At 62.6% G+C, this 20,234-nt stretch carries 18 protein-coding genes; 4 read left to right on the top strand and 14 right to left on the bottom strand.

Annotation, left to right across the window (positions count from 1 at the left end; genetic code table 11):
- Positions 1-20: 20 nt before the first annotated feature.
- From AC1DWQ_RS03895 to AC1DWQ_RS03885, 3 genes are read left to right on the top strand one after another with little or no spacing between them, the layout of a single operon-like run.
- On the top strand, positions 21-1,199 hold the full coding sequence (locus AC1DWQ_RS03895; protein ID WP_477668443.1) for an acyl-CoA dehydrogenase family protein: 1,179 nt from the start codon (positions 21-23) through the stop codon (positions 1,197-1,199).
- A 39-nt stretch (positions 1,200-1,238) separates the two neighbouring features.
- The gene (locus tag AC1DWQ_RS03890; protein WP_477668442.1) at positions 1,239-3,293 is read left to right on the top strand and encodes an acetyl/propionyl/methylcrotonyl-CoA carboxylase subunit alpha; all 2,055 of its coding nucleotides are present in this window, start codon (positions 1,239-1,241) and stop codon (positions 3,291-3,293) included.
- Positions 3,294-3,339: 46 nt separating this feature from the next.
- The gene (locus tag AC1DWQ_RS03885; RefSeq protein WP_477651237.1) at positions 3,340-3,831 is read left to right on the top strand and encodes a thioesterase family protein; all 492 of its coding nucleotides are present in this window, start codon (positions 3,340-3,342) and stop codon (positions 3,829-3,831) included.
- Between the two features lie 651 nt (positions 3,832-4,482).
- Here the strand turns inward: AC1DWQ_RS03885 and otsA are convergent.
- The 7 genes from otsA to AC1DWQ_RS03850 all read right to left on the bottom strand — a co-directional run bounded on the left by otsA (position 4,483) and on the right by AC1DWQ_RS03850 (position 12,370).
- Positions 4,483-5,865 (bottom strand): alpha,alpha-trehalose-phosphate synthase (UDP-forming), encoded by a 1,383-nt coding sequence (gene otsA, locus AC1DWQ_RS03880; RefSeq protein WP_477668441.1) that lies wholly within the window; start codon positions 5,863-5,865, stop codon positions 4,483-4,485.
- Between the two features lie 121 nt (positions 5,866-5,986).
- Positions 5,987-7,846: a glycoside hydrolase family 15 protein gene (locus AC1DWQ_RS03875; protein ID WP_477668440.1), complete on the bottom strand. Its 1,860-nt coding sequence runs from the start codon at positions 7,844-7,846 to the stop codon at positions 5,987-5,989.
- Positions 7,843-8,679: a trehalose-phosphatase gene (otsB, locus tag AC1DWQ_RS03870; RefSeq protein ID WP_477668439.1), complete on the bottom strand. Its 837-nt coding sequence runs from the start codon at positions 8,677-8,679 to the stop codon at positions 7,843-7,845. The genes AC1DWQ_RS03875 and otsB overlap by 4 nt, the downstream gene beginning before the upstream one ends.
- A gap of 78 nt (positions 8,680-8,757) precedes the next feature.
- Positions 8,758-10,032, bottom strand: a complete 1,275-nt coding sequence (locus tag AC1DWQ_RS03865; protein ID WP_477668438.1) for a multifunctional CCA addition/repair protein — start codon at positions 10,030-10,032, stop codon at positions 8,758-8,760.
- A 59-nt stretch (positions 10,033-10,091) separates the two neighbouring features.
- Entirely contained in the window at positions 10,092-10,397 is a 306-nt protein-coding gene (locus tag AC1DWQ_RS03860; protein ID WP_477651240.1) for an NIPSNAP family protein, read from the bottom strand.
- A 12-nt stretch (positions 10,398-10,409) separates the two neighbouring features.
- On the bottom strand, positions 10,410-11,168 hold the full coding sequence (locus AC1DWQ_RS03855; RefSeq protein WP_477668437.1) for a glutathione S-transferase family protein: 759 nt from the start codon (positions 11,166-11,168) through the stop codon (positions 10,410-10,412).
- A gap of 245 nt (positions 11,169-11,413) precedes the next feature.
- Positions 11,414-12,370, bottom strand: a complete 957-nt coding sequence (locus AC1DWQ_RS03850) for a complex I NDUFA9 subunit family protein (RefSeq protein WP_477668436.1) — start codon at positions 12,368-12,370, stop codon at positions 11,414-11,416.
- Between the two features lie 180 nt (positions 12,371-12,550).
- Here AC1DWQ_RS03850 and AC1DWQ_RS03845 point away from each other — a divergent pair, with 180 nt between their 5' ends.
- Entirely contained in the window at positions 12,551-12,994 is a 444-nt protein-coding gene (locus tag AC1DWQ_RS03845) for a hemerythrin domain-containing protein (RefSeq protein ID WP_477668435.1), read from the top strand.
- A gap of 25 nt (positions 12,995-13,019) precedes the next feature.
- Here the strand turns inward: AC1DWQ_RS03845 and AC1DWQ_RS03840 are convergent, their stop codons facing one another.
- The 7 genes from AC1DWQ_RS03840 to AC1DWQ_RS03810 all read right to left on the bottom strand — a co-directional run bounded on the left by AC1DWQ_RS03840 (position 13,020) and on the right by AC1DWQ_RS03810 (position 20,231).
- Positions 13,020-13,568: an MgtC/SapB family protein gene (locus AC1DWQ_RS03840; protein ID WP_477668434.1), complete on the bottom strand. Its 549-nt coding sequence runs from the start codon at positions 13,566-13,568 to the stop codon at positions 13,020-13,022.
- Positions 13,569-13,681: 113 nt separating this feature from the next.
- The gene (locus tag AC1DWQ_RS03835) at positions 13,682-14,302 is read right to left on the bottom strand and encodes a YdeI/OmpD-associated family protein (protein WP_477668433.1); all 621 of its coding nucleotides are present in this window, start codon (positions 14,300-14,302) and stop codon (positions 13,682-13,684) included.
- Positions 14,303-14,481: 179 nt separating this feature from the next.
- Entirely contained in the window at positions 14,482-15,657 is a 1,176-nt protein-coding gene (locus tag AC1DWQ_RS03830) for an ABC transporter substrate-binding protein (protein WP_477668432.1), read from the bottom strand.
- Positions 15,658-15,708: 51 nt separating this feature from the next.
- Positions 15,709-17,562 carry an AMP-dependent synthetase/ligase gene (locus AC1DWQ_RS03825; protein WP_477668431.1) on the bottom strand — a complete coding sequence of 618 codons (1,854 nt, stop codon included), beginning with the start codon at positions 17,560-17,562 and terminating at the stop codon, positions 15,709-15,711.
- Between the two features lie 4 nt (positions 17,563-17,566).
- Entirely contained in the window at positions 17,567-18,364 is a 798-nt protein-coding gene (locus AC1DWQ_RS03820) for an ABC transporter ATP-binding protein (RefSeq protein ID WP_477668430.1), read from the bottom strand.
- A complete protein-coding gene (locus tag AC1DWQ_RS03815) occupies positions 18,361-19,158 on the bottom strand; it encodes an ABC transporter ATP-binding protein (RefSeq protein ID WP_477668429.1) in 798 nt (265 codons plus the stop codon). The genes AC1DWQ_RS03820 and AC1DWQ_RS03815 overlap by 4 nt, the downstream gene beginning before the upstream one ends.
- Positions 19,155-20,231, bottom strand: a complete 1,077-nt coding sequence (locus AC1DWQ_RS03810; RefSeq protein WP_477668428.1) for a branched-chain amino acid ABC transporter permease — start codon at positions 20,229-20,231, stop codon at positions 19,155-19,157. The genes AC1DWQ_RS03815 and AC1DWQ_RS03810 overlap by 4 nt, the downstream gene beginning before the upstream one ends.
- Positions 20,232-20,234 lie beyond the last annotated feature (3 nt).

The following is a 20,234-nucleotide window of genomic DNA, read 5'->3' as shown; positions in this document are numbered from 1 at the left end:
AAAGAACCGGAGACAACGAAATGCAATACACGCACGAACACCTTGAAATCCAGAAAACCCTGAAGCGGTTCATTGACGCCGAGATCAATCCGCACGTCGATGAATGGGAAGCCGCTGAAATCTTTCCCGCGCATGAAGTGTTCAAGAAGCTCGGCAACCTGGGCATGCTGGGCCTGACCAAGTCTGAGGAATACGGCGGCGCGGGCCTGGACTACTCCTACGCCATGGCCATGGCCGAAGCGCTGGGCCACATTGATTGCGGCGGCGTGCCCATGGCCATTGGCGTGCAGACCGACATGTGCACGCCGGCACTCGCGCGCTTCGGCAGCGACGAACTCAAGCGCGAATTCCTCGCTCCAGCGATTGCCGGCGATGCCGTCGGCTGCGTCGGTGTGAGCGAGCCGGGTGCGGGCAGCGATGTCGCCTCCATCAAGAGCCATGCCCGCAAGGACGGCGGCGACTACATCGTCAGCGGCCAGAAGATGTGGATCACCAACAGCCTGCAGGCCGACTGGATGTGCATGCTGGTCAACACCGGTGAGGGCCCTGTGCACAAAAACAAGAGCCTGGTCATGGTGCCCATGCGCGACAAGGGCAAGCTGCGCAAAGGCATTGAAGCGGCCAAAAAAATCAAAAAAATCGGCATGAACTCGTCCGACACCGGCCTGATCTACTTTGACGAAGTGCGTGTGCCGCAGCGTTACCTGATCGGCAGCGAAGGCTCGGGCTTTGTCTACCAGATGATGCAGTTCCAGGAAGAGCGCCTGTGGTGCGCAGCCAGCTGCATCCAGTCGCTGTCCAACTGCATTGAATGGACGGTCGAGTGGGCGCATGAGCGCAAGCTTTTCGGCGCCACTCTGGCTGACCAGCAATGGGTGCAGTTCAAGCTTGCCGAGATGAAGACCGAAGTCGAGAGCCTGCGCGCCATGACCTACCGTGCCTGCGAGCTCTATGTGCAGGGCCAGGACGTGACCGAGCTCGCGTCCATGGCCAAGCTCAAGGCCGGGCGGCTCAACCGCCTGGTGCCCGACACCTGCCTGCAGTTCTGGGGCGGCATGGGCTACACCTGGGAGAACAAGGTGGCGCGCATGTTCCGCGACGGCCGGCTCGCTTCCATAGGCGGTGGGGCCGACGAAGTCATGATGGGGATCATCGCCAAAATGATGGGCGTGGCCAAGTCCGGCAAGAAGGGTGGCTGAGTTCATGACCGTGCCTGGCATACGGAGCGGGGCGTCTGCATGAAAAATATCCGCTGCTTGCTGGTGGCCAATCGTGGGGAGATTGCGCGCCGCATCATGCGCACCGCGCGAACCATGGGCATGCAGACGGTGGCGGTGTATTCAGACGCCGACGCCGGTGCGCTGCATGTGCAGGAGGCGGACATCGCCTGTGTGCTGGGAGGTGCCACTTCTGCCGATTCCTATCTGCGCATCGACAAACTGGTTGCTGCGGCCAAGGCCAGCGGCGCCGATGCGGTGCATCCGGGCTACGGTTTCCTCAGCGAGAACGCCGCCTTTGCCGACGCGGTGATTGCTGCGGGGCTGACCTGGGTGGGGCCACCGCCGGCCGCGATCCGGCAGCTCGGCAGCAAGTCGGCTGCCAAGCAACTCGCCGCGGCGCAAGGCGTACCCTGCCTGCCGGGCTACCAGGGTCATGACCAGTCCGACGCGCGCTTTGAAGCCGAAGCCGCGCGCATCGGTTACCCGCTGATGGTCAAGGCCGTGGCGGGCGGCGGTGGGCGCGGCATGCGGCTGGTGCGGGAGGCCGCGCACCTTTCGGCGGCGCTCCAAAGCGCCCGCTCTGAAGCGCTCTCGGCCTTTGGCAGCGGGGAGCTGCTGATGGAGCGGGCTTTGTTAAATCCACGCCATGTCGAGGTGCAGGTGTTTGCCGACGCCCACGGCCATTGCATTCATCTGGGCGAGCGCGACTGCTCGGTGCAACGCCGCCACCAGAAGATCATTGAAGAAACGCCCTGCCCGGCGGTGGATGCTGCGCTGCGTGCGCGCATGTGTGGGGCGGCGGTAGCGCTGGCGCAAGCCGCGGGTTATGTGGGTGCAGGGACGGTGGAGTTTCTGGTTGATGGTGGCGACGTGAGCGCCGCCGGGCCGCCCCAAGGCGCGAAGGCCCCCTTGGGGGGCAGCGCAGCACACGAAGTGGCAAGCGTGGGGGCTAGTTTCTTCCTTATGGAAATGAACACTCGCTTGCAGGTCGAGCATCCGGTGACTGAAGCTGTCACAGGCCTTGATCTCGTCGAATGGCAGCTGCGCGTAGCGCAAGGCGAGCCACTGCCTCTTGCGCAGGATCAGGTGGCGTTTAGCGGTCATGCGATTGAGGTGCGCCTGTGTGCCGAAGACGAGAATTTCACGCCGCACACAGGCACGGTGCGGCGCTTTCGTGAACCCGGCGAAGTGCGCTTTGACCATGCGCTGTTTGAAGGCCAGGTGGTGTCGCCTCATTACGATTCGATGCTGGGCAAGCTGGTGGTGCATGCTGCCACACGTGAGCAAGCCATAGACCAACTGGTGGCGGCGCTGGGCCGTACCGAAGTACTGGGCCTGCCCACCAACCGGAAGTTTTTGTCGGCTTGCCTGGCCCATCCGGTGTTCCGCGCCGGGCATGCGCTGATTCCTTTTCTGGCGGAGCAGGGCGATGCGATACGCGGAGTGCTACAAAAAGAGGAGCTGCTTGCGCTTGTTCCGTATGGACTGGCGGCCATTTTCTCTCAAGATATTGACTCAAACAGCGCCGCAAACAGCCTGCCGTGCCCGTTTCCCCGACCGGTTCGGCTGCGCCACCGTGGGCAGCTGCTCGATCTGCGCATACGTGAGCTGGGCGGGGGTGTGCTGGAAATCGAAGCGGGCGGCGAGGTGTTGCAGGCGGTGATCACTCGGGGACCCGATGGTGCTCTGACGGTAGGCACAGGCCAGACCGGGCAGCGCATATCGGCGGTTCGCCTGAAGGAATCTTCCGGGCAACCCGGTGCACGCTGGCATGTGCAGACGGGCTCTGTGGACCTGTTCCTGGAAGATTCCACCTTTGCGCCGCCGGCATCCGGCGGTGTTGCAACCGCGCGGGAGTTGCGGGCGCCCTTCAACGGCAAGGTGATTGCTGTCCATGCGGCGCCAGGCCAGGCCGTGAAGCGCGGCGACACGCTGCTGGTGATTGAATCCATGAAGCTGGAGCACGCGGTCAATGCCCCGCACGATGCCGTGCTGGCGGCTGTGATGGCAGAGGTGGGTCAGCAAACAAGTACCGGGCAGGTGTTGCTGAGGTTCGATGAGGCCAAAGCATGAGAACCCGGAAAATCAGGAAAGATTTCGCTGCACGACAATTGACGCCATGACCAAAGCACAGCCCACCCCCGCCGGCGCGATTGAGTTCGAGCCGGAATTTGTCGCCAGCCTCAAAGAGCTGTTCGAGGAAAAAATCGTTTTCAACAAGTTGCTGGGGCTCAAGATCACCTCGGTGACGGCGGAACGGGTCACCGCCCGCATTGACATGCGCAACGAGCTGATAGGCCACTACGCCCACAACCGCATCCACGGCGGCGTGATCAGCGCCGGTCTGGACGCCATGGGCGGGCTCGCCGTGATGGCGGCCATAGGCGCGCGCCACATGGACGAATCGCCGATGCAGCGGCTGCACCGCTTTGCCAAGCTGGGCACCATCGATCTGCGGGTGGATTATTTGCGGCCTGGCATCAGTGAATTTTTTGAGTTGCGGGCTGAGGTGATGCGGCTGGGGTCTCGGGTGGCGAGTACGAGGATGGAGTTTCTGGGGGCTGACGGTAAGTTGTTTTCTACTGGGGCTGGGGCTTATATCGTTTCTTAAGTTTTCTTGGCCGGCTCTTGCTCCGGCCTTAGCTCTCTCTGCTGAGGGTTGCTGGCCGGGGTCGCCCGGCAGCGACTCACTTTTCTTTGCTTCGCCAAAGAAAAGTAAGCAAAAGAAAGGCGACCCTGGCTCCTGCGTCCCTACGCTTCGCTGCGGGCAACCTGTGGTGCTCGGTCCAGCCGGGGTCAAAAACAACTCGCTTCGCTCAAACAAGTTTTTGCCCTGATCCGTCTGGCCCTCTGCTCCTCGGCGCATCCACAAGGGGGTAGAGGCAGGAATACCAGCCGAAGACAGGACCCCGAATACCAGAAGAAACAAGGACACGCTGCGGCGTGTCCTTGTTGGTATTGGAGTTGGGTATTTATCTTTGGTCCCCGCTCCCGATTACCCCTTCTGTCTGCGCCGAGGAGCGCAGGTTCAGGCGGATCAGGGATCGCGATTGTCTGAGCCGAAGGCGAGTTCGAGCGAGACCCCGCCTGAGCCGAGCACCGCAGGTTGCCCCGGAGCGAAGCGCAGGGGTCGCAGACAGCAGGGTCGCCTTTTCTTTGGTGACTTTCTTTTGGCGAAGCAAAAGAAAGTTACTTGCATGCCGGGCAACCCCGGCCAACAACCCTCAGCAGAGAGAGCTAAGGCCGGAGCAAGAACCGGCAACTAAGCCGGTCCCTCGTAGCCGAGGGCGTTAAGAAACTCCCTCCGCCACCAATGCACATCGCGTTCCCGGATGGTCTTGAGCAGCTTCTGATGCCGCGCCTGCCGCTCCTCCAGCGGCATTTGAAGCGCACGCTGTACGGTGTCCGCGGTGCCGTCGGTATCGTAGGGATTGACCAGCAACGCGTCTTCCAGTTGCTCCGCAGCCCCCGCAAAGCGGGACAGCACCAGCACCCCGGGGTCGGCCGGGTCTTGTGCGGCGATGAATTCCTTGGCCACAAGGTTCATGCCGTCGCGCAGCGGCGTGACCAGCGCCACCCGCGCCACGCGGTACAAACCCGGCAGGCGCTTGCGCGCCACGTTGCGGTGGATGTAGCGAACGGGCATCCAGTCGAGCTCGCCGAAATTGCCGTTGATGGCGCCGCACAGGCTTTCCAGTTCCTGCAGCAGATCGGTGTAGGTGCCCATGTCCTCACGGCTGGGCGAGGCGATCTGGATCAGCGTGGCGCTGCGGAGATTTTCCGGGTACTTTTTGAGCAAGGTTTCAAACGTCCGCAGCCGCTGCGGCAAGCCTTTGGAATAGTCGAGCCGCTCGACACCCAGCAGCAGCTTGCGGCGTGAATACTCTTCCTTCATGCGTTCGTACATGTCGCGCGCATCCTGCGCGTGCGTGAGCGCCGCGAACTCGTCCACGTCTATGCCGATGGGAAAAGCGCCCGCCCGCACAGTGCGGTGAAAGGCCCTGAAGCGGTTGTCGCCCAGCGCCACCGCGCCGGCTTCGGCCTGCACATAGCGCGAGAAGTGCAGCAGGTCGTTCTCGCTCTGGAAGCCGACCAGGTCGTAGGCGAACAGCGCACGCATCAGCCATTCGTGCTGGGGAATGGCCGCCAGCACCTGCTGCGGCGGCAGCGGAATGTGCAGGAAAAATCCGATGCGGTTGTTGCAGCCCATGGCGCGCAATTCGGCCGCCATGGGGATCAGGTGGTAGTCGTGGATCCAGATGATGTCGTCGGGCTGCAGCAGGCTCATGAGCTTGTGCGCAAACAGCCGGTTCACGCGGCGGTAGGCCTCGATAAAGCCTGTGTCAAAACGCGCCAGGTCCAGCCGGTAATGAAACACCGGCCAGAGCACGCCGTTGCTGTAACCCAGATAGTAGCCCGCATGGTCTTCGGCCGACAGGTCCACCGTGGCCAGCTTGATGTTGCCCGCCTGCTGCACATGCAGCTCGCCTTCTCCGGCGGCGCCGCCCTCAACGACCGTGCCGCTCCAGCCGAACCACAGCCCACCGGTAGCATTGAGTGCATCGCCCAGCGCTACGGCCAGTCCGCCAGCCGCAGCCTTGCGTGGATCCGCTACGCGGTTGGATACAACAACTAGCCGGCTCATGGCAAACGCCCCTCTTTACCAGCGGGGGCCGCGGAACTGGCTTTGCCGGGCCGCAGGCGCCGGCCCCCTGCGAGGGGGGGAGGTGCTACACGAAGTGAGCATCCGGCGGGGGTGTTCAAGTTCATACTTGAGATTCCCACGGGGTGGACAAGCGGACGGCAGCATTGATGATCCCCACCATCGAATACGTCTGCGGAAAATTCCCCCACATCTCGCCGGTCACGGGATGCGTGTCTTCCGAGAGCAGGCCCACATGGTTGCGCGCGGCCAGCATGGTGTTGAAAATCTCGCGGGCCTGCTCCTTGCGGCCTATGCGTGCCAGCGCGTCGATGCGCCAGAAGGTGCAGATGTTGAAGGCGGTTTCGGGCTTGCCGAAATCGTCCGGCGCCTCATAGCGGCGCATGTAGGGGCCGTCGCACAAATGGGTTTCCAGTGCGTCTACCGTGGCGACAAAGCGCGGGTCTTTGGGATCGATAAAGCCCACTTCAATCATCAGCAGCACGCTGGCGTCGAGGTCGCGCCCGCCAAAGCTTTCGGCAAAGGCCTGGCGTTCTTCACTCCAGGATTCGCGCAGGATGCGTTCCTGCATCACTGCCGCATGGCCGCGCCAGTAGTCGGCCCGATCCTGCAGCTTGAGCACCAGCGCGATCTTGGCCAGCCGGTCGCAGGCGGCCCAGCACATCAGGGCCGACGACGTGTGGATGCGCGCGCGCGTGCGCAGCTCCCACATGCCGGCATCTGGCTTGTCGTAACTGTGCACGGCCTGCTCGCCAACTTCCTCGAGCCGCTTGAACTCGGCAATGCCGGCACGGTGCAGCAGGCGATGGTCGTGAAAAGCCTGGGCCGCGCCCAGCACCACATTGCCGTAGACGTCGTGCTGGAAATGCTCCTGCGCCTGGTTGCCCACGCGCACCGGTCCCATGCCGCGGTAGCCGCCCAGATGCAACATGGTGGATTCGGGCAGCTCGCGCTCCAGGCCTATGCCGTAGAGCGGCTGGATGTGCCCGCCCTTGGACTGCACCACCACGTTGGCGAGCCAGCGCAGGTAGTCTTCCATGGTGCCGACTTCCGAGAGGCTGTTGAGTGCGCGCACCACAAAAAAGGCGTCGCGCAGCCAGCAATAACGGTAGTCCCAGTTGCGCTGGCTGCCGGGTGCCTCGGGAATGCTGGTAGTCATGGCGGCGACGATGGCGCCGGTGTCTTCAAAGAGCGAAAGCTTGAGCGTGATGGCTGCGCGTATCACGGCCTCCTGCCATTCCAGCGGAATGTGCAGGCGCTGGCTCCATTTTTTCCAGTAGGAAATGGTTTCCTGCTCAAACAGGCGCGCCGTGTCGGCAATGCCGTCGGGCAGCGACTCGTCGGCGCCGAGCAGAAAATTATGCTCGCGTGTCAGCACAAAAGGCTGCTTTGACAGCAGGTGTGAAATCGACACGTCGGTGTTCAGGCGCAGCGTCAGCTCGTCGCCCACATAGCGCAGGTGGTTGCTGCCCTGGGTGATCAGCGGCTTGCGCCGGCCCCAGTCGAAGCGGATGTCCAGCGATACGCGGATGCGCGGCGCGCCGTGGATGGGTTTGACGCGGCGCACCAGCGTCATGGGCCTGAAAAAGCGTGATCGGCTGAAAAAGCGCGGCGCGAAATCGGTGATCTCGATGCCCTGGCCGCGTGTGTCGAACAACTGGGTGCGCAGCACCGCCGTATTGGGCTCATACCACTGCTTGGCTTCGGCGAAATCCTCGATCTCGATGGCGAAGGCGCTGGACTGCGAGTCCTGGATGCCCGGGGCGGTCGCGTCGTCCTGCGCGGGCTGCGGCTCGAGAAGCGCATTGAATACAGGGTCGCCGTCAAACCGCGGCAGGCAGCACCAGACGATGCGGCCGCGCACATCAATCAGCGCACTGAAGGCGCAGTTGCCGATGACGCCCATGGCCAGCGAGGGTTGGGCGGGCGGCGCGAAGTTCAGGGAGTCGGCGGCGACGTTCATGGGCGGCTTTCTGGCGCGGCGGCCGGTGTTTCGTCGGTCTCCCGCGCCATGCCGCCGAAGGCCGCATGCAGCCATTGGTGCAGCGCCTCGGGTGACGCGCAGCGATGGCGCGCCTGGGTGGCGCCTTCGCCGACCTTGATGCCTTCACCGCCCAGGGATTGCACGGCCGCAAAGCCGGCTTCGTCGGTGGTGTCGTCGCCGGCAAACAGGGGCAGGCGGCCCGCAAATGGCGGTTCGGCCATAAAAGCCTTGATGGCCGAGCCTTTGCTGACGTTGGCCGGTTTGACTTCAAAAACACACTTGCCATGCAGCAGCTCGACACCGGGCGTGCGGTCGGCCGCCTCCTGCATGACCTGCAGGCACAGTGCTTCCAGCTCGGGTGCGTGGCGATAGTGCAGGGCAACGGCCGCCAGCTTGATTTCCACGCGCAACCCGTCATGATGCGCGGCCAGGTCGGTGGCGCGTCGGGTGAGCTCCCGCAGGTCCGGCTCTGCCAGGCTGACGACGCGGCCCTGCGTATCGCGGCGCTGCGCGCCATGTTCGGTGGCCAGGGGTAGCCGCAAAGGCGCGAGAAAGCCATCGAGGTCGGCCAGCCTGCGGCCCGACACAATCGCCAGCGCGCCGCCCAACTGCGCTGAAAGCCTCGCCAGGGCTGGAATCACGCCTGAAACCAGCTGGACTGCGTCGGGTTCTGGCGCCAGGTCGGCCAATGTTCCGTCAAAGTCCAGAAAAAGGGCGGTCTGCGCGTTGATGACCGGCAATGACCCGAAAGGCCCGGGAGGAAGTGCGTGTGAAGAGGGTCGGGGCGGCGATGAAGAAGGTGATAAATGCATCGCCATTCACCTTAGCAGAGCCCCTGCTGAATCACTGTAGGCCGGTTTCGCCTTTTTCCACATTTCAGCCAATGGCGGCTACTCTGTAGCGGTGCCGGGGAGGCTGTCCTGCACCGCTTTGACGCGTGCTCTGTGGATGGACTCGCCAATCTGTTTGCCGCCGCGTCCCGCCGCCTGGGCCTGCAGCGCCAGCGGCTGCGTTTGCACCGCCTGGGCCGCGGCCAGGGCATCCAGCAGGCGCGGGCGTTGCGGGTAGGGCGAATCCTGCAGGCCCAGGCGCCCGCGGGCGTCGCATTCGCAGGCCAGCAAAATATCGCCGAAACGCTGGGGCTTGCGAAACGCATCGCAGCGCTCCAGCAGCCGCACCAGGGCCGCGGCGCCCAGGCTTTCGCTGCGGTGCACGTTGCCGTGCTCGCGGGCCACCACGTCGGCAATCTCGCGGCAGTCGACCGGCACGCGCAGGCGCTCGCAGACGTCTTTCAGCAGTTGGGCGCTGCGTTCTTCGTGACCGATGTGCCGCGGCAAAACATCGGCCGGTGTCGTGCCCTTGCCGAGGTCGTGGCACAGGCAGGCAAAGCGCACGGCCAGCGAGCCCTCAAGCTGCGCCGACATGTCCAGCACCATCATCAGGTGAACGCCGGTGTCGACCTCGGGGTGGTGGCTGGCGGGCTGGGGTACACCCCAGAGGCGCGCTACCTCGGGCAGCAACTTTTGCAGCGCGCCGCATTCGCGCAGCACCTCGAACATGCGTGAAGGCTTGCCCTCCATCAGCCCGCGTGCGAACTCCTGCCACACCCGTTCGGGTACCAGCGCATCGGCTTCGCCTTCGGCCACCATGTCCCGCATCAGCGCCATGGTTTCGGGCGCCACGGAGAAATCCGGAAAGCGCGCGGCAAAGCGCGCCAGGCGAAGGATGCGGACGGGGTCCTCGCGGAAGGCATCCGTCACGTGGCGCAATACCTTGTCCCGGATGTCCTGCTGCCCGCCGAACGGGTCGATCAGCGCCGAAAAATTGGGGTTAAAACTGGCTGAAGCTGTTTCTGGACGGGCGGGAGCAGCTATTGAATTGATAGTGAGGTCGCGCCGCGCCAGGTCCTGCTCCAGCGTGACGTCGGGCTCGGCGTGCACCACAAACCCGCGGTAGCCCGGCGCGGTTTTGCGTTCGGTGCGGGCCAGGGCGTATTCCTCACGGGTGTCCGGGTGCAGGAACACCGGGAAATCCTTGCCGACCGGCAGGTAGCCTTGTGCCACCAGCGCTTCAGGGGTGGCGCCCACGACGACCCAATCGTGGTCCTGCACGGGCAGGCCCAACAAGGTATCGCGCACCGCGCCACCAACCATGAATATTTCCATCAGGTCAGTTTAGCGGTTCGCGCCAGCCCCAACAGCCCGGTCGGCGCCGGACTTTCGGTTCAGGAAAAAACAGGCCGGAAGAAACTGCGCTCGTAGCTGATGATGCAGCCGGTCGTTTCGGCGTATTTGAAAGCCGCCAGGCATTCCTGGTCGGAAAAGGAGTTCTGGCGGTAAATCTCGTAGGCCGCCAGACTCTCAAAGGTGAACAAGGCCAATGCAATATTGTTGGCGCCTTCGCTGGGCATGAAGTAGCCATGGTGCGTGCCGCCGAATTTCTCGACCAGCGGAATCCACAGCTTGCCGTAGTGCTCGAACTCCTTGAGTTTGGCGGTGTTCAGCACGTAACGCAGATAGATCGTGACCATGATGTCTCCCGTTCAGCGCCTGACGCGGTAGGGCTCTTCGAATTCGCGGAAATCGTTTTCGGCCAGCGCGTCGTCGATCCAGGCTTTGACACCGGGCAGCGCGCTGACGCGCTGAATGTAGGCGCCGATTTCCGCCGGTACCGGCAGGGCGTACCGGCTCAGGCGCATGCACACAGGCGCAAAGAAGGCATCGGCAATGCCGAACTCTCCAAACAAGAAATTGGCCCCCACGGTCGACTGCGTCTCCCTGCCCCCCGAGGGGGCGCTCGCACCTTGGGGCGGCCCGGCGGTACGAGGGTCCTTGTATTGCTGCAGCAACTCGGTCCACATCTCGACAATGCGCTGCACGTCGGCACGCACGGCCGATTTGTCGCGCCAGATCAGCTGGCCCATGTCCGACAGGTCGGCTTCGATGTTCATGGGGCAGGCCGAACGCAGCGCGCCAAAGCCGCTGTGCATTTCAGCGCATACGCTGCGCGCCCGGGCGCGCGCTTTCACATCCTGCGGCCAGAGCTTTTTCTCGGGAAAGCGTTCCGCGAGGTATTCGGCAATCGCCAGCGTGTCCCACACGACAAAACCGCCGTCGTCCAGCGCCGGCACCCGGCCGGTCGGGTTCACGCCGCTGATTTTTTCCTTGAAGGTCGAGTTGGCATCGAACGAGTCAAAGCGCAGTTTGATTTCTTCAAAAGGAATGCCGGCCTGCTTGAGCAGCACCCAGGGGCGCATGGACCAGGACGAGTAGTTTTTATTGCCGATGTAGAGCTTGAGCATGGTGTCCCTGTTCTGCTGATGATGAAGGAAAGAAGTCAAATGGAAAAACGACTTGCGATGCTACCGCCGTGCGAAATCACGATTGATGCAAAAAATCTTTGAAATTAATGCTACATCCACGGCGAGTAAGAAGGGCGGATTTCCTCTTCAGGCCAACCGGGGCCGCGGAACCGGCTTTGCCGGGCCGCAGGCGCAGCGCCCCCTCGGGGGGCAGCGACCCACACGAAGTGGGGAAGCGTGGGGGCCTAAAAACGGCCGGCGGTTTTACGCTTGGCCGTCAGTCCGCTGCGCAAGCCCTGCGCTCCCAGATAAGAAGGCCCCACCGCATCCAGCGCGGCAGGATGAACACCCAGTGCCTGCAGGCCGGGCAGCTTGCCGGTGGCCACGTTGTCGGTGGCCATGGCGTCGAGGTTGTCGCGGCTCAGCAGCGGCTCTCCGGGCGCGAGCTCCATGAGGCGCGCCTGCAGGCGCCCCAGGGAATCCGGCAGGCTGATCACCGGGCGGCCCTTGCCGCCGTTGATACCGGCGTAGCGACCGGCCAGCCTGACCAGCTGGCGCAGCGTGAACACGTCGGGCCCGCAAACTTCATAGATCTGGCCGGCGGTGTCGGGGTCTTGCAGGCAGTGCACGATGGCGTCGGCGACGTCTTCCACCCAGACGGGCTGAAAGCGCGCATCCGCGGCTGCAAGCGGAACCACCGGAAAGATCTGCTGGAGCCGGGCAAAGGTGTTGAGGAATTTGTCTTCAGCGCCAAAAATCACGCTGGGCCGCAGCACGGTCACATCCAGCCCGGTGCTGAGCAGCACGGCTTCACCGCGCGCCTTGCTGCGCTGGTACATCGATGCCGAACCGGGCGAAGCACCCAGGGCGCTGATGTGAACGATGCGCCTGAGGCCGCTGGCTTCACAGGCCCGGGCCAGCTCCAGCGGCAGTTGCACATGCGCCTTGTCGAATGCGGCCTCTGTGCCGTGAAGGATGGCAATCAGGTTGACCACGGCGTCGTGGCCGGCCAGCAGCGGTGCCAGCGAGGAAGCATCGTGGGCGTCGGCCTCAATCACATCCACCAGCGGCAGCATTTGCAGGTGGCGGGCATTGGCCTGCCGGCGAGTGACCACGGTGACGCGGCATTGCAGCCGCGCCAGTTTTTCGCAGACGTGCGCGCCGACAAAGCCGGTGCCGCCAAGAAGAAGGATTTTTTTCATAACCCCTAATTTAGCGCTTTTACCGTGCCTTGCGCCCTGTTGGCCCATTCTTTGGCCATTCAGGCCTCCAGGCCATGCTGGATGGTCGCAAGCAGCTATCAAATTAATAGCGATTTTTGGCCTTGCAGGATCCGCCCTTGGCCTACACGCCAGGGCCTGCGCCGTCCCCATAATGGTTGAATGAACATTTTTGAAGCACTGCGAACAAGCCATGTCACCCAGCGCGCCCTGGCGGACAACCTCATCAAAACGCAGGGCGACAGCAAGGAAAGAGCCACGCTGTTCAAGGAGCTCAAGCTTGAACTGGCGGCGCATGCCGCGGCGGAAGAGCGCTTTTTTTATGTGCCGCTGATTGCGCACGACATGACACAGGAACCCTCACGCCACGGCATTGCCGAGCACCACCAGATGGACAAGCTGGTGGAAACGCTGGAAGAAACCGATTTCAGCTCGCCCGCCTGGCTGGCCACGGCCAAAGAGCTGCACCACAAGATTTATCACCACCTTGAAGACGAGGAGCAGGGTGTGTTCCAGCTGGCGGGAAAGGTGCTGAGCGAAGCCGAAAAGCTGTCGCTGGCCAAGGGCTATGAAGGCGAGTTCGTCTCGCAGCGCACGAAAAATTAAACCACCACGGCGCCCCTGGACGAGCTTATGAACCGTCCCCGCGCTTGTCGCCGTCAGGCTTGAGCAGCGGTTCGGGCTTTTCCAGAAAACGCACCAGGCGCGGCACCAGCGCCAGGATGCCGAGCGCCAGCAGGGTGCTGAGGACCGCAGTGCTTTCACGTCCCATGCCGGCCGCCACGCCAATGGCCGCCGTCAGCCAGATGCCGGCGGCGGTGGTCAGGCCCTTGACCTGCTCTTCGTCGGGGTTGCCCTTGATGTGCCCCTTGAGGATGGTGCCCGCGCCCAGAAAGCCGATGCCGGCAATCACGCCCTGAATCACCCGGCTCAAGTCGGCGGTGATCATGCCGGACTGCTGCGACACCAGCACGAACATCGCGGAACCCATGGCCACCAGCATGTGCGTGCGCACGCCGGCGGCCTTGCCTTTTTGCTCGCGCTCTATGCCCAGCAAGCCGCCCAGCAACGCCGCCAGCGTGAGGCGAACCATGACGCGCGTGGCCTGCTCGGCATCGGGCAAATCTGAAAACTCCGAGCCGATGGTGTCACCGACTTGCTGCCACCAGGTGGACGCCATGCGGACTCCTTTAGATCGTAAACAGGTTCTTACGTGTTCGGTTGAGGGATGGGCTCGCCCGATTGACTGTAGCGCGTCTGCCGTACGGCGTCACCGAAAAGCCCTGTCCACCGTCAGGGATGGATTTTTTCGCCCCGCTTGAGCATGTCGGCGAACTTCACCAGCCGGCGCTCGCGTGTCTCGGCTTTCTTGGCGGTTTGCAGCCTGAACAAAATGGCGAAGCGGTTGCGTGAGTCCAGTGTTTCGAAGAAGGCCTTGGCTTTGGCGCTCTTCGCGAGCAACGCCGCTAGGTCGTCAGGAACCGCCATCTTGCTCTGCGCGTCATAAGCCGCGTCCCAGCGGCCGTCGGCCTTGGCGCGTTCGACCTCGGCCAGGCCCGCCGGCTGCATGGCGCCGGATTCAATCAGTGCCAGGGCCTTGGCGCAGTTGACCTTGGACCAGGTGCTGCGTGCGCGGCGCGGAGTGAATTTTTGCAAAAAATACTGCGCGTCCATGGAATTCCTCTGGCCGTCTATCCAGCCGTGGCAGAGCGCCGCTTCCAGCGCTTCGGCGTGGGTGATGGAGGCTATGCCTGAATCCTTCCTGGCGATTTGCAGCCAGACACCGGCGCTGCTTGCGTGGTGTTTGGCCAGCCATTGGGTAAAGGCCTGGGTGTCTTTGCAGCGCACGGTGGCAAGCGGGGCGGCGGGAGTCTTGGCAGGCGTTTTGGAAGCGGGTTTGGCGGAGGTGGGCATGACGCATTTTGCGTGACACGCGGGGTTCACGGCAAGCCATGGGGGCGATCGGTGGAGGGCGAGTGCTATTAATTCAGGAGCATTCTGCGCAGATATTTAAAAGGCTTCAGTCACTTTCTGCATAAAAAAACCACCCGGAGGTGGTTTTTCGGAGTCGCGGCTGGCAGTCGCGGCTGACTTCACTGCGTGATGTAGTCCGACACCACTTTCCAGCGCGCGTCCTGCAACATCGACAGGCGCGACTGGTTGTTGCCCAAGCGCTTTTGCGGGCCGAACTTGCCTTCGGAGCTGCCGAAGATGTCGGCCGGGATCACCATGGTGTCCATGGCCTTGATGAAGCTCTCGGTCGTCAGGCTGGCGCCGGCTTTCTGCGATGCACGGATAAAGCTGTCGACCACCGTATAGCCGTAGACCGAGAACACCGTCGGGTCTTCATTGAAGGCGGTCTTGTACTTGTTGGCCCAGAAGCGGATGGGCTGCGAGGCTTCGTCCAGGTAGGGGTTTTGCACCGTCATGGTGGCGTAGAGGCCGTCCATGGCTTTGCCGCCCAGCTTGTGGATCAGATCGGTGTAGGCGGCGCTGGAGCCCAGGAAGACCGGGTTGTAGCCCAGCTTGCGCGCGGTGCCGATGCCGCCAATGGTTTCGCGGATGATGGTGCCCAGCACCACCAGGTCGCATTCAGAGGCCTTGAGCTTGGCGATCTGCGACGAGAAATCGGTCGCGCCGCGCTTGAAGGAGGTCTTCTCGACCATGGTCATGCCGATGGCTTTGAGGCCGTCATCGGCGCCGCGCTGCACTTCGAGGCCAAACTCGTCGTCCTGGTACATCGAGCAGACCTTTTTGGCGTTCTTTTCTTTCACCAGCTTGGGTACGGCCGCCTTCATCTGGTCGTAATAGGTGGCGGCAAACGAGTACTTGAGCTTGTGAAAGGGCTCGTACATCTCGCGCGCGGCCGTCACCGGGAAGAAGTTGATGACATTTTTTTCGAACTGCACCGGCATGGCGGCCAGGTTTTGCGCAGTACCCAGGTGGCCCACCATGGCGAAGATCTTGTCCTGGTTCACCAGCTTTTGCGCCGCCAGCACCGCCTTCTTGGGGTCGTAGCCCGAGTCCTCGACGATCAGCTTGACCTTGCGGCCGTTGATGCCGCCTTGTTCATTCAGCTCGTTGACGCGCAGCGTCATGCCGTTGCGGATTTGCTTGCCGAAGCCCGCGAGCGGGCCCGACAAATCCTGGATGGAGCCCAGCGTGATTTCGGTTTTGCTGACGCCCTGGCTTTGCGCCTGTGCAGTAGCGGCCGACAAGGCGGCTACGCAGGCCAGCGCGGAAAGGACGGCGGTTGATTTCAGTTTCATGGTTTTGTCTCCTGTAAAGGTTCTTGGCTCTTGTTCACCCGGTGCACGGAATCAGTACATGGCCTCTATTTGCGGGGCGTATTTTTGTTCTACGAGTTTGCGCTTGAGCTTCATGGTCGGCGTGAGTTCTTCGTCCTCCGCCGTGAGCTGCGTGTCGAGCAGGAAGAATTTCTTGATCTGCTCGACCCGCGCAAACTTCTTGTTGACCCGGTCGATTTCCGACTGAATCAATTCTTGCACTTCAGTTGCCCGCGTCAAGCTGGCGTAATTACTGAAGGGTATGTCCGCATCCTGGGCGAATTTCTCGACGTTTTCCTGGTCGATCATGATGATGACGGTGAGGTAGGCGCGCTTGTCGCCGATGACCACGGCGTCGGTGATGTAGGGGGAGAACTTGAGTTCGTTTTCCAGCTCGCTGGGCGTCACGTTCTTGCCGCCGGCGGTGATGATGATGTCCTTCATCCGGTCGGTGATACGGAAAAACCCTTGCTCGTCCATCACGCCCACGTCGCCGGTGTGCAGCCAGCCCTGGGCATCCAGCGTCTCGGCGGTTTTTTGTGGCTGGTTCAGGTAGCCCATGAAGACATTGGTGCCCCGCACCAGAATCTCGCCGGTGGCTGCATCCAGCCGCATTTCGTTGTAGCCGGCGGCCGGGCCGATGGAGCCGGGCCTCATGCAGCTGGCCGGCACGCCGCTGGCGGCGCCGCAGGTCTCCGTCATGCCCCAGACCTCCAGCATGGGAACGCCCAGCGCCATGTACCACTTCACCAGGTCGGGCGAAATGGGCGCCGCACCCGTGACGCAAAACCGCGCCTTGTGAATGCCAATGAGCTTGCGCGTGTTGTTGAGCGCCAACCAGCGCGCCAGCGTGAAGCGGGCCTTGAGCGATGCGCTGACCGGCTGGCCGGCCAGCACGGTGTCGGCGATGCGCATGCCCACGCCGATGCTCCAGGCATAGGCGGCCTGTTGCAGCCAGCTGGCTTCCTTCAACGCGATCATCACGCCTGAATAAAACTTTTCCCACACACGCGGCACGGCGGTGAACACTGTGGGCGCGATCTCGCGCACGTTCTCGGGAATGGTTTCGGGGTTCTCGACAAAATTGAGCTTGGCGCCCGCATACATCGCGAAATATTCGCCGCCCATGCGCTCGGCGATATGGCACAGCGGCAAAAAGCACATGCGCTCGTCGTCTTCGTTCTGTGCCACCAGCGTGTTGTAGCCGCGCGCGGTAAACACCAGCCCGCGCTGGCTGTGCATGGCGCCCTTGGGTTTGCCGGTGGTGCCCGAGGTGTAGACCAGGATGGCCAGGTCCTCGGGTCTGCAGGCAGCAGCGCTGTCTTTCACCGCGTTGGGGTGATCCGCCAGGTAACTGCGGCCCAGCGCGCGAAGTTCGGCCAGGCCCATGACGCCCGGGTCATCCAGGTCACGCAGGCCTTCGGTGTCAAACACGATGATCTTGCGCAGCAGCGGTAATTGCGGCCGCACTTCCAGTGCCTTGTCGAGCTGCTCGTCGTCTTCGACAAACAGCACGGTGGTGCGCGAGTCATCGCAGAGGTAGTGCACCTGCGATGCGGCATCGGTAGGGTAGATGCCGCTGCACACACCGCCGCAGCTCAGTACCGCCAGGTCGGCCAGCACCCATTCGATCACGGTGTTGGAAAGGATGGAGGCGCATTCGTCGCGCGCAAAGCCCAGGCTGAGCAGGCCGGCGGCGACTTCGCGTACCGCGTCACCGGTTTGTGTCCACGTCCAGCTGCGCCAGATGCCCAGCTTTTTCTGCCGCATCCAGGTCTTGTGGCTGCGCTGCTCCACCGCGTTCCAGAATACGGCGGGAATGGTTTCGCCCGGCATGACGATGGCATGCTCGGGCTGGATATGGCTAAGGTCCCAAAGGTTGCTCATTCAGTCACCGCCACGTCTTCTTTTTCTTCCAGCGCCGCTCGCCCCGCACACCGTCTTCCTTCATGCCGAGGTAGAACTCCTTGATGTCGTCCTTCTCGCGCAGGCGGGCGCAGGTGTCTTCCATCACGATGCGACCGTTCTCCAGCACATAGCCATAGTCCGACGCGTTGAGCGCCATGTTGGCGTTTTGCTCGACCAACAGGATGGTGGTGCCGCGCTCGCGGTTGATGCGCACCACAATCTCAAAAATTTCCTTGGTGAGTTTGGGCGACAGGCCCAGGCTGGGTTCGTCGAGCAAGATGAGGTCGGGCGAGGCCATGAGCGCGCGCGAGATCGCCAGCATTTGCTGCTGCCCGCCCGACAGCAGCCCGGCGTCTTGCAGGGCGCGCTCTTTCAGGATCGGGAAGTAGCCGTACACCGCCTCCATGTCGAGCGCCACACCGTCGCTGTCTTTGCGGGTGTAGGCGCCCATCAGCAGGTTGTCGCGCACGCTCAGCAAAGGGAATACCTCGCGTCCCTCTGGCACATGCGACAAGCCTTGCTGCACGATATGGGCCGGATCCTGTGCCGTGATGTCCTCGCCCTTGAAGTCGATGGAGCCTTTGCGCGGATCGAGGATGCCCGAGATGGTCTTGAGGATGGTGGATTTGCCTGCACCGTTGGAGCCCAGCACCGTGGCAATTTCGCTGCGGCGCACCTGCAGGCTGATGCCGCGTATGGCCTTGATGGGGCCATACGAACTCTCGACGTTGAGGAGTTTCAGGACGGGTTGGTCACTCACCGGTGGGGGAACCGCGCTCATGCCGTTCTCCTTAAAGACGTGACCTCATCCACCGAACCAAGATAAGCCTCAATCACACCGGGATCGCGCTGTACTTCGCGCGGCGTGCCCATGGCCAGGACTTCGCCCTGGTTCATGGCGAGAACCCGGTCAGACACGCGTGAGACCAGCGACATATCGTGCTCGACCATCAGTACCGTGATGCCCAGCTCGTGCTGGATGTCCTGGATCCAGAAGGCCATGTCGCCGGTTTCCTCCACATTGAGGCCGGAAGAGGGCTCGTCAAGCAGCAGCAACTGCGGCTCGGTGCACAGCGCCCGCGCCAGCTCGACCACCTTGCGCACGCCGTAGGGAAGACCTGCGACCATCGAATCGCGGTGATGTTGCAGGTCGAGGAAGTCAATGACCTGCTCGGCTTTTTCGCGTGCCAGCAGTTCGGCATCTCGCGCCCTGGCGGTAAAAAACAGGTCGTGCAGCAAGCCGGTTTGCCGGTGCGTGTGCCGGCCAATCAACAGGTTGTGCAGCACGGTGGCGTGTTCAAACAGTTCGATGTTCTGGAAGGTGCGCGCAATGCCCAGCGAGGCGATCTTGTGTGGTGGCTGATGGGTGAGCTTTTCGCCGCGGTATTCAATCTCGCCCGTGGTGGGCGTGTAGATGCGGCTGATCAGGTTGAACACCGTGGTCTTGCCGGCGCCGTTGGGGCCGATGAGCGTGAAGACTTCGCCCTGCTTGACGTCAAAGCTCACGTTGTTGACGGCCAGCACGCCGCCGAAGCGCACGCTAAGATTTTTGGCGGAAAGGAGTGTTTTGCTCATTTCAGACGGTCCGACTTCTGGAAAGTTTTTTGCCGTTTGAACAGGCCCTTGCGGTAGAACGGAAAGAGCTGCAAATAGGTGCGAACCTTCAGCCAGCGGCCATACAGCCCCATCGGCTCAAACAGCACAAAGGCAATCAGCACAATGCCGTAGACCGCCGCCTGCAGGCCGGGCGCCTGGCCTATAGTGGCGGGCAAATAGTCTTTGGTGAGGCCGATCACCTGCGGCATGGAGATCAAAAAGATGGCGCCCAGAAAAGCACCGTGTACCGACCCCACGCCGCCGATCACGATCATCAGCAACAGGTCGATGGACTGCAGGATGTTGAACTGGTCGGGCGAGATGAACTGCAGCTTGTGCGCATAGAGCGCGCCGGCCACGCCGGCCAGCGCGGCCGACAGCGCAAACGACAGCGTCTTGTAGCGCGCCAGATGGATGCCCATGCTCTGCGCGGAAATCTCTGAGTCGCGAATCGCCACAAAAGCCCGGCCCGTGGGCGAGCGCAGGAGGTTGAGGATGCCCAGTGTGGCGGCAACGGTGATGACGAGGCAGAGGAAATAAAACGACTCGCCGCTGGCCAGCTTCCAGCCGAACATGTCGGGCACCTTGATGTGGATGCCGGCATTGCCGCCGGTGACGCTTTCCCAGCGTGCAAACACTTCTTCAACAATGAAACCAAAAGACAGCGTGGCCATACCGAGGTAAATGCCCTTCACGCGCAGCGCGGGCAGGCCCACGACCAGGCCTACCGCGGCCGACAAGCCGGCGGCGCAAACCAGTGCGATGGGAAAGGGCAGGCCTGCATTGGTCATCACCGCCTGCGTGTAAGCGCCGACGCCCAGAAAGGCCGCGTGCCCCAAAGAGAAGAGGCCGGTGAAACCCGCCAGCAACATCAGGCCCAGCCCGGCGATGGCGTAGATCATCACGAAGGTGAGTTGTGCGAGCCAGTACTCGGGAAACAGCCAGGGCGCGGCGAGCAACAACAGCATCAGCGCGCCATACCAGAACACATGGCCGGTGTGCTTCGCAAGCTTGATGTCTTGCCCGTAATCGGTTTTGAAAATAAAACGCATGAC

This window comes from Polaromonas sp. P2_G11 (assembly GCF_056403595.1).
Note: the sequence above shows the minus strand (reverse complement) of the source record. Positions and strands in the feature narration are given on the sequence as shown.